The 20164-nt window shown below is 39.1% G+C and carries 17 protein-coding genes; 11 read left to right on the top strand and 6 right to left on the bottom strand.

Annotated features, from left to right (window positions below):
* Nucleotides 1–5: 5 nt before the first annotated feature.
* Together M3166_RS12430 and M3166_RS12425 are read right to left on the bottom strand one after the other, a co-directional pair.
* Nucleotides 6–260, bottom strand: coding sequence for a phosphopantetheine-binding protein (locus M3166_RS12430; protein ID WP_014822959.1), 255 nt, complete (start codon nucleotides 258–260; stop codon nucleotides 6–8).
* A gap of 33 nt (nucleotides 261–293) precedes the next feature.
* Nucleotides 294–1904, bottom strand: coding sequence for a (2,3-dihydroxybenzoyl)adenylate synthase (locus M3166_RS12425; RefSeq protein ID WP_251690163.1), 1611 nt, complete (start codon nucleotides 1902–1904; stop codon nucleotides 294–296).
* 220 nt (nucleotides 1905–2124) lie between these two features.
* Between M3166_RS12425 and M3166_RS12420 the strand changes: the two genes are divergently transcribed.
* The 6 genes from M3166_RS12420 to M3166_RS12395 all read left to right on the top strand — a co-directional run bounded on the left by M3166_RS12420 (nucleotide 2125) and on the right by M3166_RS12395 (nucleotide 7678).
* Nucleotides 2125–2844: a sensor histidine kinase gene (locus M3166_RS12420; protein ID WP_251690162.1), complete on the top strand. Its 720-nt coding sequence runs from the start codon at nucleotides 2125–2127 to the stop codon at nucleotides 2842–2844.
* 19 nt (nucleotides 2845–2863) lie between these two features.
* Entirely contained in the window at nucleotides 2864–3598 is a 735-nt protein-coding gene (locus tag M3166_RS12415) for a lysozyme inhibitor LprI family protein (protein ID WP_251690161.1), read from the top strand.
* 258 nt (nucleotides 3599–3856) lie between these two features.
* Nucleotides 3857–4375, top strand: a complete 519-nt coding sequence (locus M3166_RS12410) for an acyl-CoA thioesterase (RefSeq protein WP_008406119.1) — start codon at nucleotides 3857–3859, stop codon at nucleotides 4373–4375.
* A gap of 378 nt (nucleotides 4376–4753) precedes the next feature.
* Nucleotides 4754–5500 (top strand): amidohydrolase family protein, encoded by a 747-nt coding sequence (locus M3166_RS12405; RefSeq protein WP_251690160.1) that lies wholly within the window; start codon nucleotides 4754–4756, stop codon nucleotides 5498–5500.
* A 131-nt stretch (nucleotides 5501–5631) separates the two neighbouring features.
* Nucleotides 5632–7194, top strand: coding sequence for a BCCT family transporter (locus M3166_RS12400; protein WP_251690159.1), 1563 nt, complete (start codon nucleotides 5632–5634; stop codon nucleotides 7192–7194).
* A gap of 178 nt (nucleotides 7195–7372) precedes the next feature.
* The gene (locus tag M3166_RS12395) at nucleotides 7373–7678 is read left to right on the top strand and encodes a DUF3243 domain-containing protein (protein WP_251690158.1); all 306 of its coding nucleotides are present in this window, start codon (nucleotides 7373–7375) and stop codon (nucleotides 7676–7678) included.
* Nucleotides 7679–7758: 80 nt separating this feature from the next.
* Here the strand turns inward: M3166_RS12395 and M3166_RS12390 are convergent, their stop codons facing one another.
* The 3 genes from M3166_RS12390 to M3166_RS12380 all read right to left on the bottom strand — a co-directional run bounded on the left by M3166_RS12390 (nucleotide 7759) and on the right by M3166_RS12380 (nucleotide 12520).
* Nucleotides 7759–9444 (bottom strand): methyl-accepting chemotaxis protein, encoded by a 1686-nt coding sequence (locus M3166_RS12390; RefSeq protein ID WP_251690157.1) that lies wholly within the window; start codon nucleotides 9442–9444, stop codon nucleotides 7759–7761.
* A 432-nt stretch (nucleotides 9445–9876) separates the two neighbouring features.
* On the bottom strand, nucleotides 9877–11526 hold the full coding sequence (locus M3166_RS12385) for a methyl-accepting chemotaxis protein (protein WP_251690156.1): 1650 nt from the start codon (nucleotides 11524–11526) through the stop codon (nucleotides 9877–9879).
* A 19-nt stretch (nucleotides 11527–11545) separates the two neighbouring features.
* Complete coding sequence (locus M3166_RS12380) at nucleotides 11546–12520, bottom strand: BMP family lipoprotein (protein ID WP_251690155.1); 975 nt, start codon at nucleotides 12518–12520, stop codon at nucleotides 11546–11548.
* 520 nt (nucleotides 12521–13040) lie between these two features.
* Here M3166_RS12380 and M3166_RS12375 point away from each other — a divergent pair.
* The 4 genes from M3166_RS12375 (at nucleotide 13041) to M3166_RS12360 (ending at nucleotide 17903) form a co-directional block, all read left to right on the top strand.
* Entirely contained in the window at nucleotides 13041–14309 is a 1269-nt protein-coding gene (locus M3166_RS12375) for a histidine--tRNA ligase (protein ID WP_251690154.1), read from the top strand.
* Nucleotides 14310–14329: 20 nt separating this feature from the next.
* Nucleotides 14330–14851, top strand: coding sequence for a GNAT family N-acetyltransferase (locus tag M3166_RS12370; protein ID WP_251690153.1), 522 nt, complete (start codon nucleotides 14330–14332; stop codon nucleotides 14849–14851).
* Nucleotides 14852–15069: 218 nt separating this feature from the next.
* On the top strand, nucleotides 15070–16773 hold the full coding sequence (locus M3166_RS12365; protein ID WP_251690152.1) for a sensor domain-containing diguanylate cyclase: 1704 nt from the start codon (nucleotides 15070–15072) through the stop codon (nucleotides 16771–16773).
* A 173-nt stretch (nucleotides 16774–16946) separates the two neighbouring features.
* On the top strand, nucleotides 16947–17903 hold the full coding sequence (locus M3166_RS12360) for an ATP-grasp domain-containing protein (protein ID WP_251690151.1): 957 nt from the start codon (nucleotides 16947–16949) through the stop codon (nucleotides 17901–17903).
* Nucleotides 17904–17959: 56 nt separating this feature from the next.
* On the opposite strand, the gene M3166_RS12355 is transcribed toward M3166_RS12360, so the two are convergent.
* Nucleotides 17960–18487, bottom strand: coding sequence for a DUF2179 domain-containing protein (locus M3166_RS12355; RefSeq protein ID WP_251690150.1), 528 nt, complete (start codon nucleotides 18485–18487; stop codon nucleotides 17960–17962).
* Between the two features lie 458 nt (nucleotides 18488–18945).
* Here M3166_RS12355 and M3166_RS12350 point away from each other — a divergent pair, with 458 nt between their 5' ends.
* Nucleotides 18946–20082, top strand: a complete 1137-nt coding sequence (locus tag M3166_RS12350; RefSeq protein ID WP_251690149.1) for a SpoIIE family protein phosphatase — start codon at nucleotides 18946–18948, stop codon at nucleotides 20080–20082.
* Nucleotides 20083–20164: the final 82 nt, after the last annotated feature.

The following is a 20164-nucleotide window of genomic DNA, read 5'->3' as shown; positions in this document are numbered from 1 at the left end:
TCGACTCAACCTCCGTAATCTGCCATCGATTGTTTGATTAGACGATGCCACCCGTAGATTGTTGGCTCATCGGCAAGCTGTATGAATGTAAGTGCAAAGCCTTTTTGGCGGAGTTCTTCAACGATTGTCATCATCGTGATGGAATCGATTCCGACATCCAGTAAATAATCTTCATCCGAAATCGTATCAATCGGTTCTGTCACATATTGAGCAACAAGTTCGCGCAGCTGTTCCATTGTAAAATCAGTTTGAGTTGTCATATTATCAACCTTCTTTTCCTAATATTCTGTATCTTAACGTTGTAATTGCTGTTCAAGTAAAAGGCGTAAATCCTTTTTCGAAACTTTGCCTAGATGGGTCAATGGAAATTTCTCTACAAATAAAATTTCATCCGGAATTTTATAAGTAGCCAGCCCGCGCTCACGCAAGAATGACTTCAGCTGGCGTTTTGTTACCTCCGTATTCCTTAGAATAATGAAGGCACAGCTTTTTTCACCCATATAGTAATCGGGCATCCCGACAATTGCCGTATCATGGACTGCAGGGTGGGCAAGCAGCATATTTTCCACTTCTTCCGCAGCAATTTTTTCCCCGCCGCGGTTAATTTGATCTTTTGCCCGGCCTTCTACGATTAAATAACCATCTTCCGTGCATCGAACAATATCACCTGTCCGGTAAAAGCCATCCTTTGTGAACGCCTTTTCATTATGTTCAGGTGCTTTATAGTATCCTTGAATCGTATAAGGTCCACGTGTCAACAGATGACCTGTTTCGCCAACCGGCAATTCCTGGTCTTCATCATCCACGATTTTCACCTCGTCATATGGGGACATCGGGCGACCTTGCGTATGAATGACAATTTCATCAGGATCATCCAATCGAGTGTAATTCACCAAACCTTCCGCCATACCGAATACTTGCTGCAGTTGACAATCAAATACAGGACGCACACGTTTCGCTGCTTCAGCACTAAATTTCGAGCCGCCGACAAGCATGACTTCCAAACTCGATAAATCCTCCGTATGATTCGGCTTCATATCCAGCCAATGCAGGGCAAGGGACGGTACAAGCGGTACCATTGTCACACGGTGCTTTTCAATAAGCGGGAAAGCAACATCCGGACTAGGCGATGGACTTAAAACGATTTTACCGCCAGCATAAAGGACCCCTAATATCCCCGGGGAACTCATCGGATAATTATGAGAAACCGGTAGCACAACCAAAAATACCGTCTCTTCTGTCACCTGGCATTGTTCAACACTCAACTTAATCGTGTACATATACTCATCATGCGTTCTCGGAATCAGCTTGGAAATTCCTGTACTCCCGCCAGATAGCTGCAAGAATGCTACTTCGCTCCCTCTAACTTCAGGGAAATCGATAGATTGTGTACTGAATAATGAATCAAATGATACAAACTCCTGCGCCTCGCCAAGAACGATGACATGCTCCAGCGAATGAACTGCGTGCTGAACTTCTCGCGCAAGACCTCGGTAGTCAAATCCCCCAAAATGATCCATTACGATATAAGCCTTCGCTTCCGCAAATTCGCAGAAGTATCGAATCTCATTGGAACGGTGAGAGGGAAGTGAAAAGACAGGCAGTGCACCAATCTTAAATAGGGCAAATACAATTTCTACATAACCCGCCACATTCGGAAGCTGTACAACGACACGATCCTCTTTCTGAATCCCAAGCAGTAAAAGACCGGCTGCCAACTGGTCCACACGCTCATTAAGCTGTGCATATGTAAGTGATCGTTTATCATCCATAACCGCCACATTGTCAGCAAATTGTCGAGCACGATCTTCAAGCATCTGGCCGAAAGTTAAACCTACCCAGCAACCAGACTCCCGATAAAACTCAGCTCGCTCAGCAGGCCACGGTGTAAAACCATCTAACATGGGCTGAAACCTCCTATAATAAATCTTTAATTATCAACATATCAATATTGATATTGATAATCATTATCAATATACTGTAACGGCTATGCTACTCCTTAAACGATTACTCGTCAACAATTGATGAACAATTTGATTCAATTAGACCAAGCGCTCTGGTTCTTTCGACTTTTTTTATATTTATTATCATAGACTTAAAGAGGGATCTGTAAAATACAGCGAAATGTCAAAAACACTGAATTATATGGCGGATGAGATTGTCAAAACGGACCAGTTAAAAAATGATTTCATCTCCTCAATTTCCCATGAACTTCGGACACCGCTGACAGGAATAAAAGGATGGGCTGAAATGCTGGAGTCACCAGAAGGCTTAACGGAAAAAGAAATCAACTTTGGTTTACGGATGATCAACAGTGAATCTGATCGCCTCATAAAATTGGTGGAGGATCTTCTGAATTTCTCAAGATATGAGTCAAACCGCATTGAGCTACTCCTGACAAAGTTTGCCTATGCGACACTGGTTGAAGAAGTAACATTACAGTTGCAAAGTAAAGCAAATGAAAAGAATATCCGCATGAAACTGAATAGTAACCCAGTTTCTATTTACGCCGATGAAGATAAAATCCGGCAAGTTTTATTGAATACAATCGAAAATGCGATTAAATTTTCGCCTCATAACAGCGAAATAGTTATTAAGCAATACGAATCGAACGGGAAGGCGATTTGTATAATTCGGGATGAAGGAATTGGAATAAAGGAAGAACAACTACAGCATATTATGAATTCTTTTTATAAAGCCGATGTGAAATCCGTTGGTGCCGGACTTGGATTAGCGATTTCCCGTACGATCATTTTAAAGCACGGCGAGACAATCGAGGTGAATAGCGTATACGGAAAAGGTACAGAAGTTTTTATTGAATTGCCCTTAATTAGTAGCCTGTAATAGAGAGAGGGGAAACAACATGAAGAAATTAGTAGGAATGTTTACTGCTTGCTTATTGCTGGCCGGCTGCGGAGCATTAACATTGATTGAGGAAAATAGTTTAGCCGATGAAGAAACAAAGGTTTTGTCTGCACAACTTCAAGAATTCAATGAAGTAAAGGAAGCAAAGAGTCAGGCCGATTGGGACCGTGTTTTGGAAAAAGCACACTCACTGCTGGAAAATCCGGCATTGGACAACAATTTAAAAAAAGAGCTTGAAGGCATGGTTGTAGAAGCCGAAACGGAAATTAATAAGAGCATCAGAGAAAGCTTTGAACAAAATTCCGCGAACGGGGACGAAGAAGGAAATCCCCCGCCTGGAGAACCCGAAGATCCATCTGTCAGCTTGAAGGAAAAGTACCTCGCTAAATTAGCAGATGTAGAAAAAAGTGTGAAAGAGTTTGATGAAATTTTTGATCAAATTTTTGATCAAGGGATACAAGTAGAAATGACAGCAGCAGAGGGAGAAATATTCTCGAAATGGGATATGCTATTAAATGAAATCTACGCAGATCTAAAGAAAACCTTGCCACCTAATGACATGAGCAAACTAAGAGAAGAGCAGCGTGACTGGCTGGAATATCGCGACGAAAAGGCAACAGAGGACGCATTACAATATAAAGGCGGATCAATGGAAACACTACAATATGAAAGCACTCAAGCTCAGTTAACAAAAGAGCGATGCTATCAATTAGTCGATTTGTATATGAAATAGGACTGTAAGGTCAATTCCTTACAGTCTTTTTTTTAGGCTCCCCGGTTGTTCTAATAAAACGTAAAATGTTCTAATATCCACACAAAACTTCTAACTAAAATCCCACCCCCAATCGAATCAATTAATCGCCCATCGAATGTAATAGGCAGTATAAAATAATTTAAATTTACATTGATTCTTCAAATAGAATGATTTATTATGGTCAACAAAGTAATTTTTAGAAAATTTAGAAAAATATCCGTTGGAGATGATATAAAAATGGAAGAGTCAAAACCTTGTAATGCTTCAAGAGTCATTCGTTCAAGTCGGGTATTCCCGAATGATTTTAATAATCATAATACTTTGTTTGGTGGCAGGCTGTTGAGCGATATGGACCAAGTAGCCTCAATATCTGCGGCAAAGCATAGCAGACGAGAATGTGTCACGGCATCGGTTGATACAGTAGAATTTTTAACACCGATCCGTCCGGAAGAAGCCGTTACCTTCGAGTCATTTGTAGTTTGGACGGGGACGAGCTCGATGGAAGTGTTTATAAAAGTGCATGCCGAAAATATGCGGACAGGAGAAAGCAAGATTGCGGCAATTTCCTATTTTACATTTATAGCGCTTGATTCAGCCGGGCAACCTACTAAAATTCCACAAGTTTATCCGGAAACAATCGAAGAACGCTATTTATATGAAAAATCCAAACAGCGCACGAATTACCGGAATGATAAACGGGTTTTCAATAAAGAAACAGTGAGTTACCTTCGAAAAAATCATTCTTGGATGGCGTAATCCCTCCCATTCAATTAAATAAACGGCAAGTACTAGCTTGCCTAAAAATAAAACCGAACCATTTTGACGCTCGATAAAGCGCCCCAAAATGATCCGGTTTTTTAATTATTCGTTCACCCGTACCGGTTGGCTGTCAAACCGCCATCAATTACAAACTCTGATGCTGTTGAATAGCTGGAGTCATCACCGGTTCAACAGTTTTCCAATTGAATCCGTAACAGTAGGATTTTCGTCTTTTGTCATAACCATTCATCTCGAATCTTCTAATAAGCAGCTGCTACTTTCTAATATCCGTACCAACTGTTCTAATAAAACCCCCGCTTCTTTAAGAGACATATTTTAACAAAAAATATATAGTAAAACAAAGGGGGAAGCGAAATGAGAATTTTTGATGCACATTTTCATATTATCGATTATCAGTTTCCGATTATTGAAAGTCAGGGGTATATGCCGCCAAGCTATGACGTTGCAGCTTACAATAAGGAAACAAAAGATCTATCAATTAAAGGCGGAGCAATTGTTTCGGGCTCATTTCAAGGATTTGACCAGACATATTTACTGCATTCATTGAAGAAACTTGGACCGGCATTTTGCGGCGTAACCCAATTGCCGTATACGGTGTCCGACGAAGAAATTGAAGCACTGCACAAAAGTGGAGTGAGAGCATTGCGCTTTAACATTAAACGCGGAGGCTCGGAAGATTTATCGAAGCTTGATTATTTTGCAAGACGTGTGCATGAATTGGTCGGCTGGCATAGCGAGCTGTATATTGATGCGAAAGAACTGCCTGAAATAGCTGCAACAATTGAAAAATTACCGGCGATCTCCATCGATCATTTAGGGTTATCCGAAGAAGGGCTGCCGCATTTACTGAAGCTGGTCGATAAAGGGGTTCGTGTGAAAGCGACAGGTTTTGGCCGTGTCGAATTGAATGTACAAAAAGCACTGCAGGAGGTATACAGCATTAACCCGGATGCACTGATGTTCGGAACGGACTTGCCGTCAACCCGGGCAAAAAGGCCATTTGAGGTTGCTGATATTACACTGATCCAGCAACTTTTCGATGAACAGGCTAGCGATAAGATTTTATATTCGAATGCGTCGGCATGGTATTTTGGAAAATAATAAAAATTAGTGGTAAATCTAATGAGTATCACCAAAATAATTATAGAAAGATAGTAACATTCATGGTAAGGATGTTTTGAAATAGCATAATATGGGTAATTTCTCTTCAATGTATTTAAAGAGGTGAACATATGAAAGGGAAATATTTTTCGAATACTGTATTTACAGTTTCAGCAGTATTTATATTAATCTGTGTTATTTTTGGAAGCATTGCACCAGAAACCTTCAGTAATGTTGCTACATATTTATTTGGTTTGACGACCGACTATTTTGGCTGGTTTTACTTGCTCTCCGTTTTTATTATTATTGTATTTCTTTTAGTGCTGGCTATTTCCAAGTACGGGAAAATCCGTTTAGGAGGAAAAGATGCACAACCGGAATTTAAATTCCATACATGGATTGCACTGTTATTTGCAGGGGGCCTTGGAATTGGGTTAGTTTTCTGGGGTGTGGCCGAGCCGATGAGTCATTACTTTAAAACACCATTTAACGATGTCCAGGCGCAAACAACGGATGCTGCCCGTCTCGCAATGGGCTATGCCTTTTTCCACTGGGGGATTAGCCAATGGTCCGTATTTGCGATCATTGGGTTAGTTATGGCCTATATGCAGTTCAATAAAAAAAGAGATTTGTTAATATCTACAGCGTTAGAGCCTGTCACAGGAACAAATCAGGGCATTAAAAATACAGTTGATATATTGGCTGTTATTGCTACAGTAATGGGTGTTGCCACGTCAATCGGATTAGGTGTTTTACAAACAAACGGCGGTTTAAATGCCGTCTTTAACACACCGATTTCAATTTGGGTACAGCTAGCAATTATAGGTGTAGTTTTCATTGGATATATGGCATCTTCTATAAGCGGCCTGCAAAAGGGGATTCGTATATTAAGTAATGTAAACATGTACTTAGCCTTGATTTTACTAGTATTTGTTTTTGTTACAGGCCCTACAGTTTTCATATTGGAAAGTTTCGTTTTAGCAATCAGTGATTATATTACGAATTTCGTACAGTATAGCCTACGTTTGCAGCCGTATGCAGGGGGAACGTGGGTGAAGGATTGGACAATTTTCTATTGGGCGTGGGCGATTGCCTGGTCACCTTTTGTCGGATCGTTCGTAGCACGTGTATCGAGAGGGCGTACAATTCGTGAATTTATCGTCGGCGTTTTAATCATTCCGCCGGTTATTTCTTGTTTCTGGATTGCGGTATTTGGCGGTTCAGCACTTTACTTTGATTTGAACAAAGGCACAACAATTGCCGAAGCAGTTGATACTGATTTGACTGTCGCATTATTTCTAATGCTGGAACAGCTTCCGTTAACAACGATCGCCTCGATATTAGGGATTGTTTTAATTGTTATTTTCCTTATTACATCAGGGGATACAGCGACATTTATTATGGCAAGCATGACGGATAAAGGGACGATGAACCCTCATAATCGATTAAAAGTAATTTGGGGTGTTTTAATTGCTGCGATTGCAAGTGTACTATTGTTTTCAGGCGGGCTCGAAGCTTTGCAAACAGCTTCACTCATATCAGCCCTTCCATTTACTGTCGTCATGCTCTTACTCATTGTTTCCTTCTTCAAAATGATCCGACATGAAGTCATTCCTATTACGAAGCGGGATGTCCGTCGTCATAAACGAATTATGGAGCATATCGAAAAAACTGAAAATAAACCCAAAAAATAAATCGTAAAACGGGTACTGCTCACTAACAGGTGAAGCGGTACCCGTTTTTTAGCAATGATAGTTATATTATGTATAATAATTTTTATTTAGAAGATTTTTTATGAAATAAAGTTTAATCACAAATGAGGCGGGTAATTGTTAGGGGAACGCCAAAACACAATCTAGGAGGAATTACAAAATGAGTGAAATGAATAACATTAACAAGAAACTTGATGAATTATCTCCAGAGAAAAAAGATCAGATTTTAGAAAGCTTTTCAACGTTCAAAAGCTATTTGAACGACCAGCTTGCTAAAGGTGAACGACTAGGTTTGAGCGATGACATGTTGGCAAAAGGCGCCAAGTTTGTAGCGGAGCATTTAGCTAAAAACGAAGAACCTCGAAACAGTGAAGAAAAAGTGCTGCAGGAATTATGGAAAGTAGCAGATGAAAGCGAAAAGAAAGCATTGGCAAGTGTGCTAGTGAAAATGGTACAAGCAGATTAATTCGTTGGATTAGAGTTTAGTAGAATCCAATAATACAAATAGACGCAAAAGCTGATTTTACAGCTTTTGCGTCTTAAATTTTACACTTTAAATTCGTTGATTTGTTCTTGAACTCCGACAGCGCCTACGCTCAATGATTGGGCGACAGCGTTAATTTCCTGCATAGTGGCAGTTTGTTCTTCAACTGCTGATAGGACAATGCCAATCTCACCGGCAGCTCCGTTAGCTGCATGAGCCATTTCAGCAATAGATGCTGCAACTTCCTCAGTACTTGCGGAAATTTGTTCGGATGATGCAGACACTTCTTGAATTTGAGAAGTCATCTCTGTGATCGATCCGACAATATGATTAAATGAAACTTGCGCATTTTGTAAGTAAATAACACCCTGATCAACATTTTGAGCTGTTGCATTAACGCTTTCTTCAACTTCTCTCGTATCTGCTTGAATCGTAGATGTTAAGCCGGCAATTTGCGATGCCGAGCTTTTCGATTGCTCAGCAAGTTTGCGCACTTCGTCAGCAACAACGGCAAACCCTTTACCATGTTCTCCTGCACGGGCCGCTTCAATTGCTGCATTTAGAGCAAGCAGGTTTGTCTGATCTGTAATATCCGTAATCACTTTTGTAATGTTCTCGATCTCGGCAGATTGTCTGCTCAGCTGTTTAATTTTTTCTTTTGTTTCATAAGAAGACTGCTGAATAACCGACATTTGCTGTTCAGCTGTCTGTAATGTATGACCGCCTTCTCCAGCAATTGTCTGCATGTCCATCGCATGTGAGTTCAATACTTGCGCGGCTTCAGCGATTCGGCTTACACCTTGAGCTGTCTCATCCATAGCAACAGCACAATCATTGCCGATTGCTGCAGCGTTACTACCGCCTTCAGCAACAGTTTCCACACGTTTTGCAATATCAGCAGAAGCTGCAGATACTTCATCGGTACTGCTCGCCAGCTGTTCAGAAGCTGCTGTTGTACTTGAAACGTTTAATGATACATTACTGATCAAGCTGGCAAGATTGGCTTTCATTGCATTAAAGGCAGTCGCAAGGTCTCTAATCTCATCTTTTGATTTAACATGAATATCTTCCTCGCGTAAATCCCCATTCGCTATCACATTTGCAGTATTTGTTAATCTGCGTAATGGACGGGTAATGCTGAGTGTAATGTAGATGGCTAAAGCAACTGCAATGAGTGTACCTATCACAGCAATTGTAATAAGCGAAATTTTAATTATATTTGCGCTTTCAGTTGTTTCCTTACTAGTAGTGTTCATCTGTTCCTTTTGGAAATCAACCATACCATTGATTGTTTGCTGAATATTGCGGTTAGCTGGTACAGCGAATTCGAATAACATATTATAAGCTCTATCTGTTTCTTCATTATCGACGTACGCAATTACTTCTTCTACATAGCCGTTATATAAAGCTTGTTGTTCTTTTAATATGCTTAATTGTTCCTGCATTTTAGCGGTTCTAAATAATCCTTCGATTTCACCGATTTTTTCTGCAATTGTTTCTCTTTGAGTAGTAAGTCTTTCTATATCAGTTGGATCTTGGCGTAAAACATAGGAACGGATATATAGTCCCTGTAATGATGTCGCATTTTGAATTGCCGATAATTCCATCGCATTAAATACGGCCCCATCGATTACATACGAATAATCCTCATCAATTTCAGTCATTTTAATGACAGAAAAAATTGAAAGAAAAATGAGAATTAGAATAACGATACCAAAGCTACCGAACAGTTTCTTTCCAATATTCATATTTATTTTCCTCCGAATTCATAGTTAAAATATATTTATAACTTCGGTTTAAATTTAAAGTACTTAAGACTAATTTTATAGGTGATAGGTAGTTATTTAGGCTTAAAATGAAGTTTTGGAATTAAGTAAAATTTATTATGGTTTAAGCAGGGAATTTTGTCATATAACATTTCTATGGATGAGGGTGAATTGCAGAGGTTAGATTCTAATAAATTGCCGGGATGTTCTAATATAGCGAAAAGTTATCTAAAAAAGTCTTATTTTCTAATATAAGTGTCAGTTGTAATAAGTATCCGAGATGTGCTAATAAAGGTGGTGAATGTTCTAATAACGAATTAGGATCTTCTAATATCAGTTGTAACTCTTCTAGTAGACCCACCCCAACAAAAAAACCGAAACCCTATAAAAGGATTTCGGTTGGCACATGTAGCATCAAGTTCTAAACTTCGCCACGATGCCTTGCAGTTCTTCGGCAAGGTGGGCAAGAGAACCTGCTGCGGTATTCACTTCGGACATCGATGCAAGCTGCTCTTCTGAAGCGGATGCGACCGAAACGGCATTATCTGCTGTAGTTTCAGAAACCGACGCCATCTCAAGTGATTGCTCTGACACAGATTCCATTTTCGAATGAATGCTGTCAGATACAGCGGTAATCTCGTTTACCTGAGCTTGTACTTGACCGATAATAACAAGAATTTCATCAAACGTTGCCTTCGTATCGTGCGAAATCGTGATTCCCGCATTGACGCGGTCTTTCACTTGCTGGATTGACGAAACGGTGGTAGTCGTATCGTTTTCAATTTCAGCGGCAATGCGCGAAATATCGGATACGGACTGCTTCGTCTGCTCAGATAATTTCTTCACTTCATCCGCGACAACGGCAAAGCCTTTACCTGCTTCACCTGCACGCGCTGCTTCAATTGCAGCATTCAGTGCAAGCAGGTTCGTCTGGTCGGAAATATCCTGTACAAGCTTTAATATATTCACAATCTCAGTCGTACGGCTAGCAAGAAGTGTTAACGAATCTGCTGTTTCTTCTACTGTTGATTGAATGAGGTTCATTTGAGACACGGTGTTTTCTACATACACCGAACCTTTTTCGATTTTCTCATTGGTTGAAATAGAAAGTGCTGTCGCCTGATTTGCCTGATTCGCGATTTCTTCAGCTTCTTCCAATACTTTTTGCGCAAAGGCAGCAGAGGAGCTCGACATTTCTTTTTGCTTATCTGCTGCGTCCGAAACATTTTGAATGGAAGTGGAGATCAGTTCTGTACCAAGCATTGTTTCATCGGCACTGGCCATCAGCTCCTCGGCAGATGCTGCAACCTGATCAGAACTGTCAGAAACATGCGTAATGATTTCCTTTAAGTTACCGGTCATCTGGCGGAATGAAGTCTGTAATTCACCAACTTCATCATCAGCTTCCTGATCTTCAAACTGCACATTTAAATTCCCGGCAGCAATTTCTTTTGCACCTGTTGTTAATCGACTGATGCGGCCAACAATTTTGTTTGTGAAATATAGTGCCGACACGACACTTACGATTATAAGTGCGATAGCGGAAATAATGGAGATCCATGTAATCGCGTTTATTTTATTACCAAGCTCTTGCTGCATCGCAGTATAGTTTGCGCTCACATCACGTTTCAACTCGATTACATCATTAACGATTCCTCGTGTACGCTGGGATTGACGCTTAATTTCCGCAACATTTGTTTCCTGTAGGGAAGCGGCAGTCGCTTCGGAAATTTTTGCGAACTTTTCTTCAAACTGTGCACTAATTTGACGTTGGCGTTCTGTTGAAAAACTGCCTTTCAGATTGTTATAAACTTCCTCAGTTCGCGCTAAATCCGTTTCAATATTATATTTATTGTTTTCGGATACATTGATCGAATAGACGCTCAATGATTTTTGCAGGCTTTGAACTGAGCTGTTTAATTCCTCAACGGCAACTAAGGAATCCACGACTTCTTCCGTTGATGCGTTCAGGCTCATAAGCTGGCTAATATTATAGCCGATAATACAGACAGCTAAAAGCAGCGGTAACAATGCTAACATTAATATTTTCTGTTTTAATTTCACTGTTGTACGATCCTTCCTTCTACTTAATCGTCACTTGGCCGTCCGAAATTTCCTGCTGTAACTGATCAATTTGCTTTTGTTCCTGCGCAGTTAAATTCACGACACGGATTGGTGCAAGACTAACACCATTTTCTTTAATGCCAAGCACATTATCTTTTTCTGAAAGTGTCCCTGTTTCCGCAATTTCTTTAATTGCCTGATAAACAGCAGTATCGACCTGTTTTAGCATTGAAGAAACAATCGTATCCTCAGCAAGGAAAAACTGATCGCTGTCCACACCGAATGCATGTACACCGGATTCCTGTGCCGCCAAAATAGAGCCGACCCCTGTGAAGCCGGCAGCGGGATAAATATAATCCGCACCTTGCGCAATCATATCGCGGGCAATTGAAGCACCAAGCTGATCATCACCGAAATCACCTGCATATTCAGATAATACTTCTATGTCAGGGTTTACTTGTTTGGCACCGGCTTTAAACCCAGTTTCGAAACGCTTGATAACTTCATTTTCAACACCGCCGATAAATCCGATAGTATTGCTGTCTGTTTTCATCGCAGCGAGCGCCCCGAGTAAATAGGAACCTTCATCTTCTTTAAAAGTTATATTATGAACATTCGGCAGGTCAGACACTGCGTCGATTAATATAAATTGCTCGTCCGGATTAGCAGCAGCCACTGCTTCCATATCTTCCTGGACTGTAAACCCGATTCCAATGATCAGATCCTGTCCTTCCGCAACGAGTTCTTCCAGCCCTTGCTTATATGTACCGGTAAATTCAAGTTCACGGTAATCAAACGTTATATTTAACTCATCGCGTGCTTTTTCGAGACCTTCAAAAGCAAGATCTGAAAACGACTGATCACCAAGTCCTGCATCTGACAGCATGACCCCAATTTTCACCCGTTCCTTTTTCTCTTCCTCTGACTTCTGAGAGCAGGCAGAGAGCACGACTACAACGAGAAGACTCATCAAAAACAACCATCTTCTTTTCATTTCATCAGTCCTTTACTTTAAATACATTATGTAGAGGTTCGACCTCCAACATTTTCAATTTTAACGTATACTTGTCATTTAATAAATGAAATAAAAAAATTATGCAGAAAATTAATAATTTTTGGGAGATTATGGGTAATCGAAATTTTATTAGAAGATAACTCGGGGATATTAGAAAAGATTCAAGCGTTATTAGAAAATCGTAAAGTCATATTAGAACACCTCAAATTAGATGAGTACTTCTCCAACTATAAAAAGAAAATTCTGAAACTTATGTTGACACAATCTGGAAGCATGCAGTATAGTGTAGTAATTAAAAAGGGGGAAATTTTATGAAAGGGTTCATTTATACTCAGCAGCAGTTTACACAATTACATCTTCATACTAAGTAGTCTTGCTATCTTTATTAGATTTTTAATAATGAATAGGAAGACTTTTTCGCATTGAATCGTATAATAAAGCCGTTTTGGAGCTTTATCATTATACGATTTTTTTATTTCTCAAAAATAGGAGGATTTGTATGAAAAAAATGGACTATCAAAACGTAAGAGGAACACAGGATTATTTACCAAGCCAGGAAGTCATCAGACGCAACATACGGCGCACATTAGAAGATACGTTTATATTGTATGGATGCAAGCCATTGGAGACACCGATATTAAATTATACAAAGCTAATGGCTTCCAAATATGCAGGTGGGGCAGAAATTTTAAAAGAAATGTACACATTAACAGATCGTGGGGAACGTGATTTAGCACTTCGTTATGATTTAACGATACCTTTTGCAAAAGTAATTGCGATGAACCCACAATTATCAATGCCCTTTAAGCGCTACGAAATCGGGAAAGTCTTCCGGGATGGACCGATTAAAGCAGGAAGGTTTAGAGAGTTCACTCAATGCGATGTGGATGTTGTCGGCATAGAATCCCAGTCCGCAGAAGCTGAATTGATGATGATGACAATCGATGCTTTTAACAAGTTGAATATTGAAATGGTGATTCAATTCAATAACCGTAAGCTATTGGCAGGGTTACTGCAATTTTTTGAAGTCCCTCAAACAAAAATAAACAGCGTCATTCTTATACTTGATAAGATGGAGAAAATCGATCAAATCACTTTACTGAAAGAATTGGAAGAACAGAACCTTTTACCTTCCACAATTGAGTTTATTAAGCAGTTTTTAAATGCTAATCCGACACTGGCATATTTTGAACAGTACCGAATGGAGAATGAATTAATTAAGCAAGGATATGAAGAATTAGTCGAGCTGCTAGATTATTTACAAGTTTTAAATGTCGGTGAAAGTTGTGTGTTTAATCCATTTTTAGCACGTGGTCTGGAAATCTATACAGGAACGATTTATGAGCTGTTTCTAAAAGATGGTGCCATTAAATCAAGTATTGGAGGCGGCGGTCGTTACGATAATGCCATTGGAGGATTGATCGGTTCAGAGGAGAAAATTTCTACTGTCGGCATTTCATTTGGTTTAGACGTTATATATACAGCGATGGAGCAAAGAGAAAATAATGCCAACCAATCGTTGGTGGATATTTATATTATTCCATTAAATAAGGAAAAGGAAGCCCTGCGTATAGCTTGGCAATTACGTCAGCAAGGAAATCGTGTAGAAGTTGAATTAAGTGGGAAGAAATTGCGAAAAGCAATGGAAAAAGCAAATCGTGAAAATATCCGGAAAGTAGTTATTTTAGGGGAAAATGAAATTCAACGCGGACGATATGAGCTGAAAGATATGAAAACAGGTGACATTGAGCAATTTGAAATATTTTAAATAGGAAGGGAAGAGACGGGATGATTATTCGCAAAGCAAATATAAGTGATGCCACTGGGATAGCCAAAGTCCATGTTGATAGTTGGCGGACTACATATAAGGGAATTATTCCACAGAGCTTTCTGGATGGGCTCAGCTATGCGCAACGCACAAAACTTTGGGAAAACAATATTTCAGATAAAACTAATACAATCTTCGTTGCAGAAAATGAGGGAGAAATTATTGGTTTTGTCACAGGGGGCACACGTAATACAAATAAAGAGGCAGGAGCAAGCGATTTAACATCGATTTATTTACTTGAAGAATGGCAAGGCAAAAGCGTCGGGAAAAAACTATTGAATCAAATTATGAGTACCTTTTTAGAGCAGGGCTATCAGAAAATATATGTGGATGTATTAGCAGATAATAAAACAAGACTGTTTTATCAATATTATGGAGCTGAGTATGTTAAAACGGTTCAATTAAATATAGCAGGTAAGACAGTAAATGAAGAGATTTATGTATGGAACAATGTAGAAAAAGTAATCCAACGGTCTAAATAAAAGATTTACATTTTTTGTGTTATTTCAAATAATATTATTGAAAAATTGTATAATTATGTTATTATTTTACAGTACGGTAAAGCTAAAAACCTATCAATTCTCTATTTATTAGGATAATAGAAACAAAAAATTAGGAACTAAAACATGCTACATTCCTTAGTAGTCATGATATACTAATAGTTGTCAGACATTTCAGTTAAAGTGGTGGGGGGGCCGGTATGGAATTTAATCAAAGAACAAAACAGAATGTATTATTGCTTTGGTTAGCTACAGGGCTACCCCTCATGTACGGTTTATATTTTCTGTTTCCAAGTCAGCCAATCGACTGGGAAATTTTCGTGTATCTGACTATTTTCGCACTCATAACAACAGCGATTCCTTTCCAAATCGGGAATACGACGATTATTCTTTCTCAATGGGTGACATTGGCAGCCTTTTTGCTGTACGGTGTCGGGGCAGAAATGCTTATCGTCCAGTTAAGTATTTTGCCGATTATTTACCAGATGAGAAATCATAAAGATGCATTTTACCGGATTATTTTTACTTCGTGGATGTTTGCCTATACGTCGTTTTTCGCTGCTGGCATTGTACATTTAGCGGGGTTTGAAGTAGGGAACACGAATTTAACGCACTTACTGGTTTACGGAACAGTATTTGTCGTATTGCATTTGTTTATCAATCATACGATTTTGTATGTGCGTGACCGTTTTACAGGAGAAGATGAAAAGTTTTTCAGTGAACATATATTATGGGATTATGGCAGTGCGACTATTACGATCCCGTTTGCGGTTACATTAGTTATCCTGATTAATGGAATTGGAGCACCGGCGATTTTCCTGCTAGGCATTCCTTTTTTTGCGGTAACGTTTATTGCAAAAATGTACAATATTTCGGAACGCGTCAACTATTCGCTCAGTAAAGCAAGTGAGTTTGGTCATGAGCTGGCAGATCGATTAAGCGCACAGCAAATTATTGAACTGTTTATGCACCGGGTTGGTCAGCTCTTTGCCCATGATGCGATGTATCTTGTCGATCATATTCAAGGGAAATATGTGATTTTGCGTGCAAGAGTAGATGGAAAGGATATCGAAATTCAAGCAGATTCCGATTCAATCCGAGATTCCTTTATTCATATTTGCTTCCAGACAGAAGACAAAAAAGTGTTCTCCAGTGCGAAAGAATGGGAAAAGGATGCTCCGGATTTTATTCCTTTTGATATGAATAGTGTCATGATTGTTCCAATACACCGTAATCAAAAGACGGAAGGAACATTGATTTTAACGGCACGCAAAAAGAACGCTTTCGAAAAGTACCAGATGGATATCGTTCACTTACTGTCGACGTATTTTGCTGTATCGCTGGAAAAAGCGAAGTATTTCAGCGCGGCAGTAGAGAAAAGTGAGACATGTGCATTAACAGGTTTATATAATTATCATTATTTAGATAAAAGGCTAGTGATGGAGCAGGAGCGGATTATAGCGAACCCCCATCTGCAGTTCTCATTGTTAATGATGGATATCGATTATTTTAAACGCATTAATGATACGTATGGCCATCATGCGGGTAATATTATCCTTCAAAATTTTGCTAAACTACTGGAAAACTTTGTTCCGGAAGAATCGGTTTTGGCAAGGTATGGGGGAGAAGAATTTGTCATGCTTCTACCGCATATGACGAAGGAAGAGGCAGTCCAATTAGGTGAAGAAATTCGTCAATGTGTAGAAGTAACACCATTTTTAATTGAATCCGATTTGGCCGAAGAGGGTCAGAAAGAGCTAGTATTTATTACAGTGAGCATCGGCGTTTCGAATGTGCCGGATGATACGGATGAAACGAAAGGGCTTTTACGTAACGCTGACCGTGCCCTTTATATCGGAGCCAAACAGGCAGGACGCAATAAAGTAGCAGAGTATTCACGTTAAAAGAACGCCTTAGTTAACGCTATGGTGTTCTTTTATTATTTTCTAATGAAGTTTTATTAACAACCGGGTAACAAATCATACTAATTTCATATGGATTAATGTATGATGGAAGTATAATCTTTAAAGTTGAAAAATTCTGTGTAAAAGCTTGCAACATATCGGAGGAATGACAGATGGCAAAAATCTACGTAATCCATGAAAATGATGATTGGACGCGTCACTTAGTAAATCGTTTAGAAGAATTAAACTTACCATATGAAACTTGGCATTTAGACGAGGGGATCGTCAACTTGACTGAGGCCCCACCGGAAGGAGTATTCTACAACCGAATGAGTGCCTCATCACATACGCGTGATCACCGTTACGCACCTGAACTGACAGGAGCAGTACTGGACTGGCTTGAATTCCACGGAAGAAAAGTATTAAATGGCAGCAATGCACTACGCCTGGAGTTAAGTAAAGTAAAACAGTACACGGCACTGGAAAAGCACGGAATTAAAACACCGAAAACAATTGCGGCTGTTGGAAAACAGCAAATTGTTGAAGCGGCAAAAGCACTGAATATCGTACCTTTTATTACGAAGCATAATCGTGCAGGTAAAGGATTGGGCGTTCAGCTGTTCTATTCAATCGCTGCACTGGAAGAGCATTTGGCTAAACCGGACTATGAAGAGCCTGTTGATGGAATTGTGCTGATCCAGGAATATATTGAATCACCTGAATCGTACATCACACGTGTTGAATTTATCGGAAGAGAATATTTCTACTCAGTTCAAGTCGATACGTCGGAAGGATTCGAGCTTTGTCCAGCAGATGTATGCCAAATTGGCGATCTGTTCTGTCCGGTAGGAGAAGAGCCTAAAGAACAGCGTGCAAAATTTGAAATCGTCGAAAACAACGAAACAAAGCTGCTTGAAAACTATGCGAATTTCCTGAAAGACAGTGGAATTGATGTAGCGGGCATTGAATTTATCCGCAATGCAAGAGGGGAAATATTTACGTATGATGTCAATACAAATACGAACTACAACCCGGATGCAGAGGCAAAAGAAGAGAAGTATGCAATGCTGCAACTTGCTAAGTTTTTAGGGCAGGAACTGGAAAAAGTAACAGTTCAAAAAGTGAAATAATATAAAAAGTCCAATGAAGGGGGAGCACAGTACGGCACTTTCTTCATTGGACTTTTTTATTTATATTTCTTATGCTGCTTCATTCGTTTTACTAAGAAACCGCCTTTAAACGATTTCGGTTCATAGGAAATTATAAACGCGGATGGCTCATGATGTTGGACTAGCATAAATAATTCCTTTTCACGATTCCGTTTTGTTAAAATTTCATATTTATAACGTTGGCTGTCACGCCCTTCACCAACGTATGTTGTTACCGCAAACCCTTCATTTCTCATAACTTGGATCAGCTCTTCATTGCGGATTTGCGTATTGATCGTTACATAAATATAGCCAATCGCCAGCTTTTGTTCGATGCGAGTCCCGATAATAATACCTAGACCAAAACCGACCGCATAAACGACCATTGCAAGAAAACCTTGGTCGCCACTGAAAACAAGAGACAGACCAAACACATAGATGAGCATTTCAACGATTCCGATCATTGAAGCGAGCGTTGTAATATTTTTGACTAAAAAAATTGTACGCAGTGTAAATAAAGGAACGTAAAGAAGTTGTAATAATAGAATAAGTAAAATTTCTTTCATCAAATCGAATCCTTTTCTTTAAATAATTATGCTCATCATATATGTACACTCTTACAAATGCAATAGATAAGATTATATAGAGAAGTATTATTCAACGTATTATACACCCTGGCTAATTTCCCAATAAAAAATATTCTATACAAAATTTCTCAAAATAAACATAACTTATATGTTTACCCATCCGTTATTTGTGGGAAACATATATGAGGATAATCCATAGAAAATTATTCGTTATTACTTATTACTTTTATACTCAGTGAAAGAGACTAGCAGGAGCTTTCGTAATAGGTTTATTAATTACTTATATTATACATAGTACATAGCTAATGAGACTTATAGACTGAAAATGTGACAAGAAAGCCTCCGCATTTCTTTTAACTGTTGTTTTCTGTATAATTATGGGGAACGGGCAATGAATTTATATGCTTTATCTAAAAAAATAGAGAGAAGTTGATGTAATGACCATTCTTGTTGTAGACGATAACCAAGTTAACCTCTTCGTTATTGAAAAAATATTGAAAAGTGATGGTTATGAGAAGTATGTTTCCGTACAATCTGCAAAAGAAATGTTTGACTACTTAGATCCATCCAATGCTCCTAAGTGCTATGACATTAATGTTATTTTATTGGATGTTATGATGCCGGAGATGGATGGAATTGAAGCTTGTCGTATTTTAAAACAAAATCCTCAATGGAAAGATATCCAGGTGATATTCGTAACGGCACTTGAAGATAAAGTGAAATTGTCGGAAGCTTTAGATGTTGGCGGGATTGATTACATAACAAAACCTATTAATCGAATAGAATTATTAGCCCGTATACGTGTTGGGAAAAGGTTGAAAAAAGAACTGGACTGGCATACAAATCAGGAAAAGATTATTCAAAGAGAGTTGGATCTGGCAGCCCGTGTCCAACAAAGTCTTTTAAGCCCAGCTGTTCATGAACCGAATATCTCAATTACTGCTTCTTATTTACCATCATCGAATCTGGCAGGCGATTTATATTACTGGGACAAGCTTGATGAAGACCGCTATGCTGTCATGTTATTGGATATGATGGGGCATGGGGTGTCCGCATCGCTTGTTTGTATGTATATTTCATCTGTTTTGCGTGAGGCAATTAAAAAGCTGACCGACCCAGAGCTTGTTATTGCAGAGTTGAATCGTTATATGAATTTACTGCAAAATGAAAAAGAAAATATATTGTATTATTTCACCGGTGTGTATTTTATTATTGATACGAAGAAAAAGACAGTGGAATACGTCAATGCAGGTCATCCGAAAGGGTATGCACTAGTTGATGGGGAAAAGACAGTACCGATTACGTCGACGAGCTATGCGGTAGGATTTGTGGAAGATATCAAAATTGAAAAAGCAGTTATACCATATAATTCTTCTATCCAAATTGTCCTCTTTACAGATGGTGTTCTGGAAGCAATGGGTCCGTGTGAACTGGAATCAGATAAAGAGTTATGTGAAATTGCAAGTACCCACTGGTCGACGGAAACTTCACCAATCGACTATTTACTGAAGGGCGAACAGCAGCATAATCAGCCAGATGATATGTGTGTACTATTATTGCGTGCCAACAGTTAATTAACGGATTTAAATAAAAGAACTCAATTTTTCTCTTGTAGAAAAATTGAGTTTTTTGCTGTTTAATCCAAAATAAAAAATG

The organism is Solibacillus isronensis, from assembly GCF_023715405.1.
In the GTDB taxonomy this organism is placed as follows: domain Bacteria; phylum Bacillota; class Bacilli; order Bacillales_A; family Planococcaceae; genus Solibacillus; species Solibacillus isronensis_B.
This window is presented reverse-complemented; position numbering and strand designations above follow the sequence as displayed.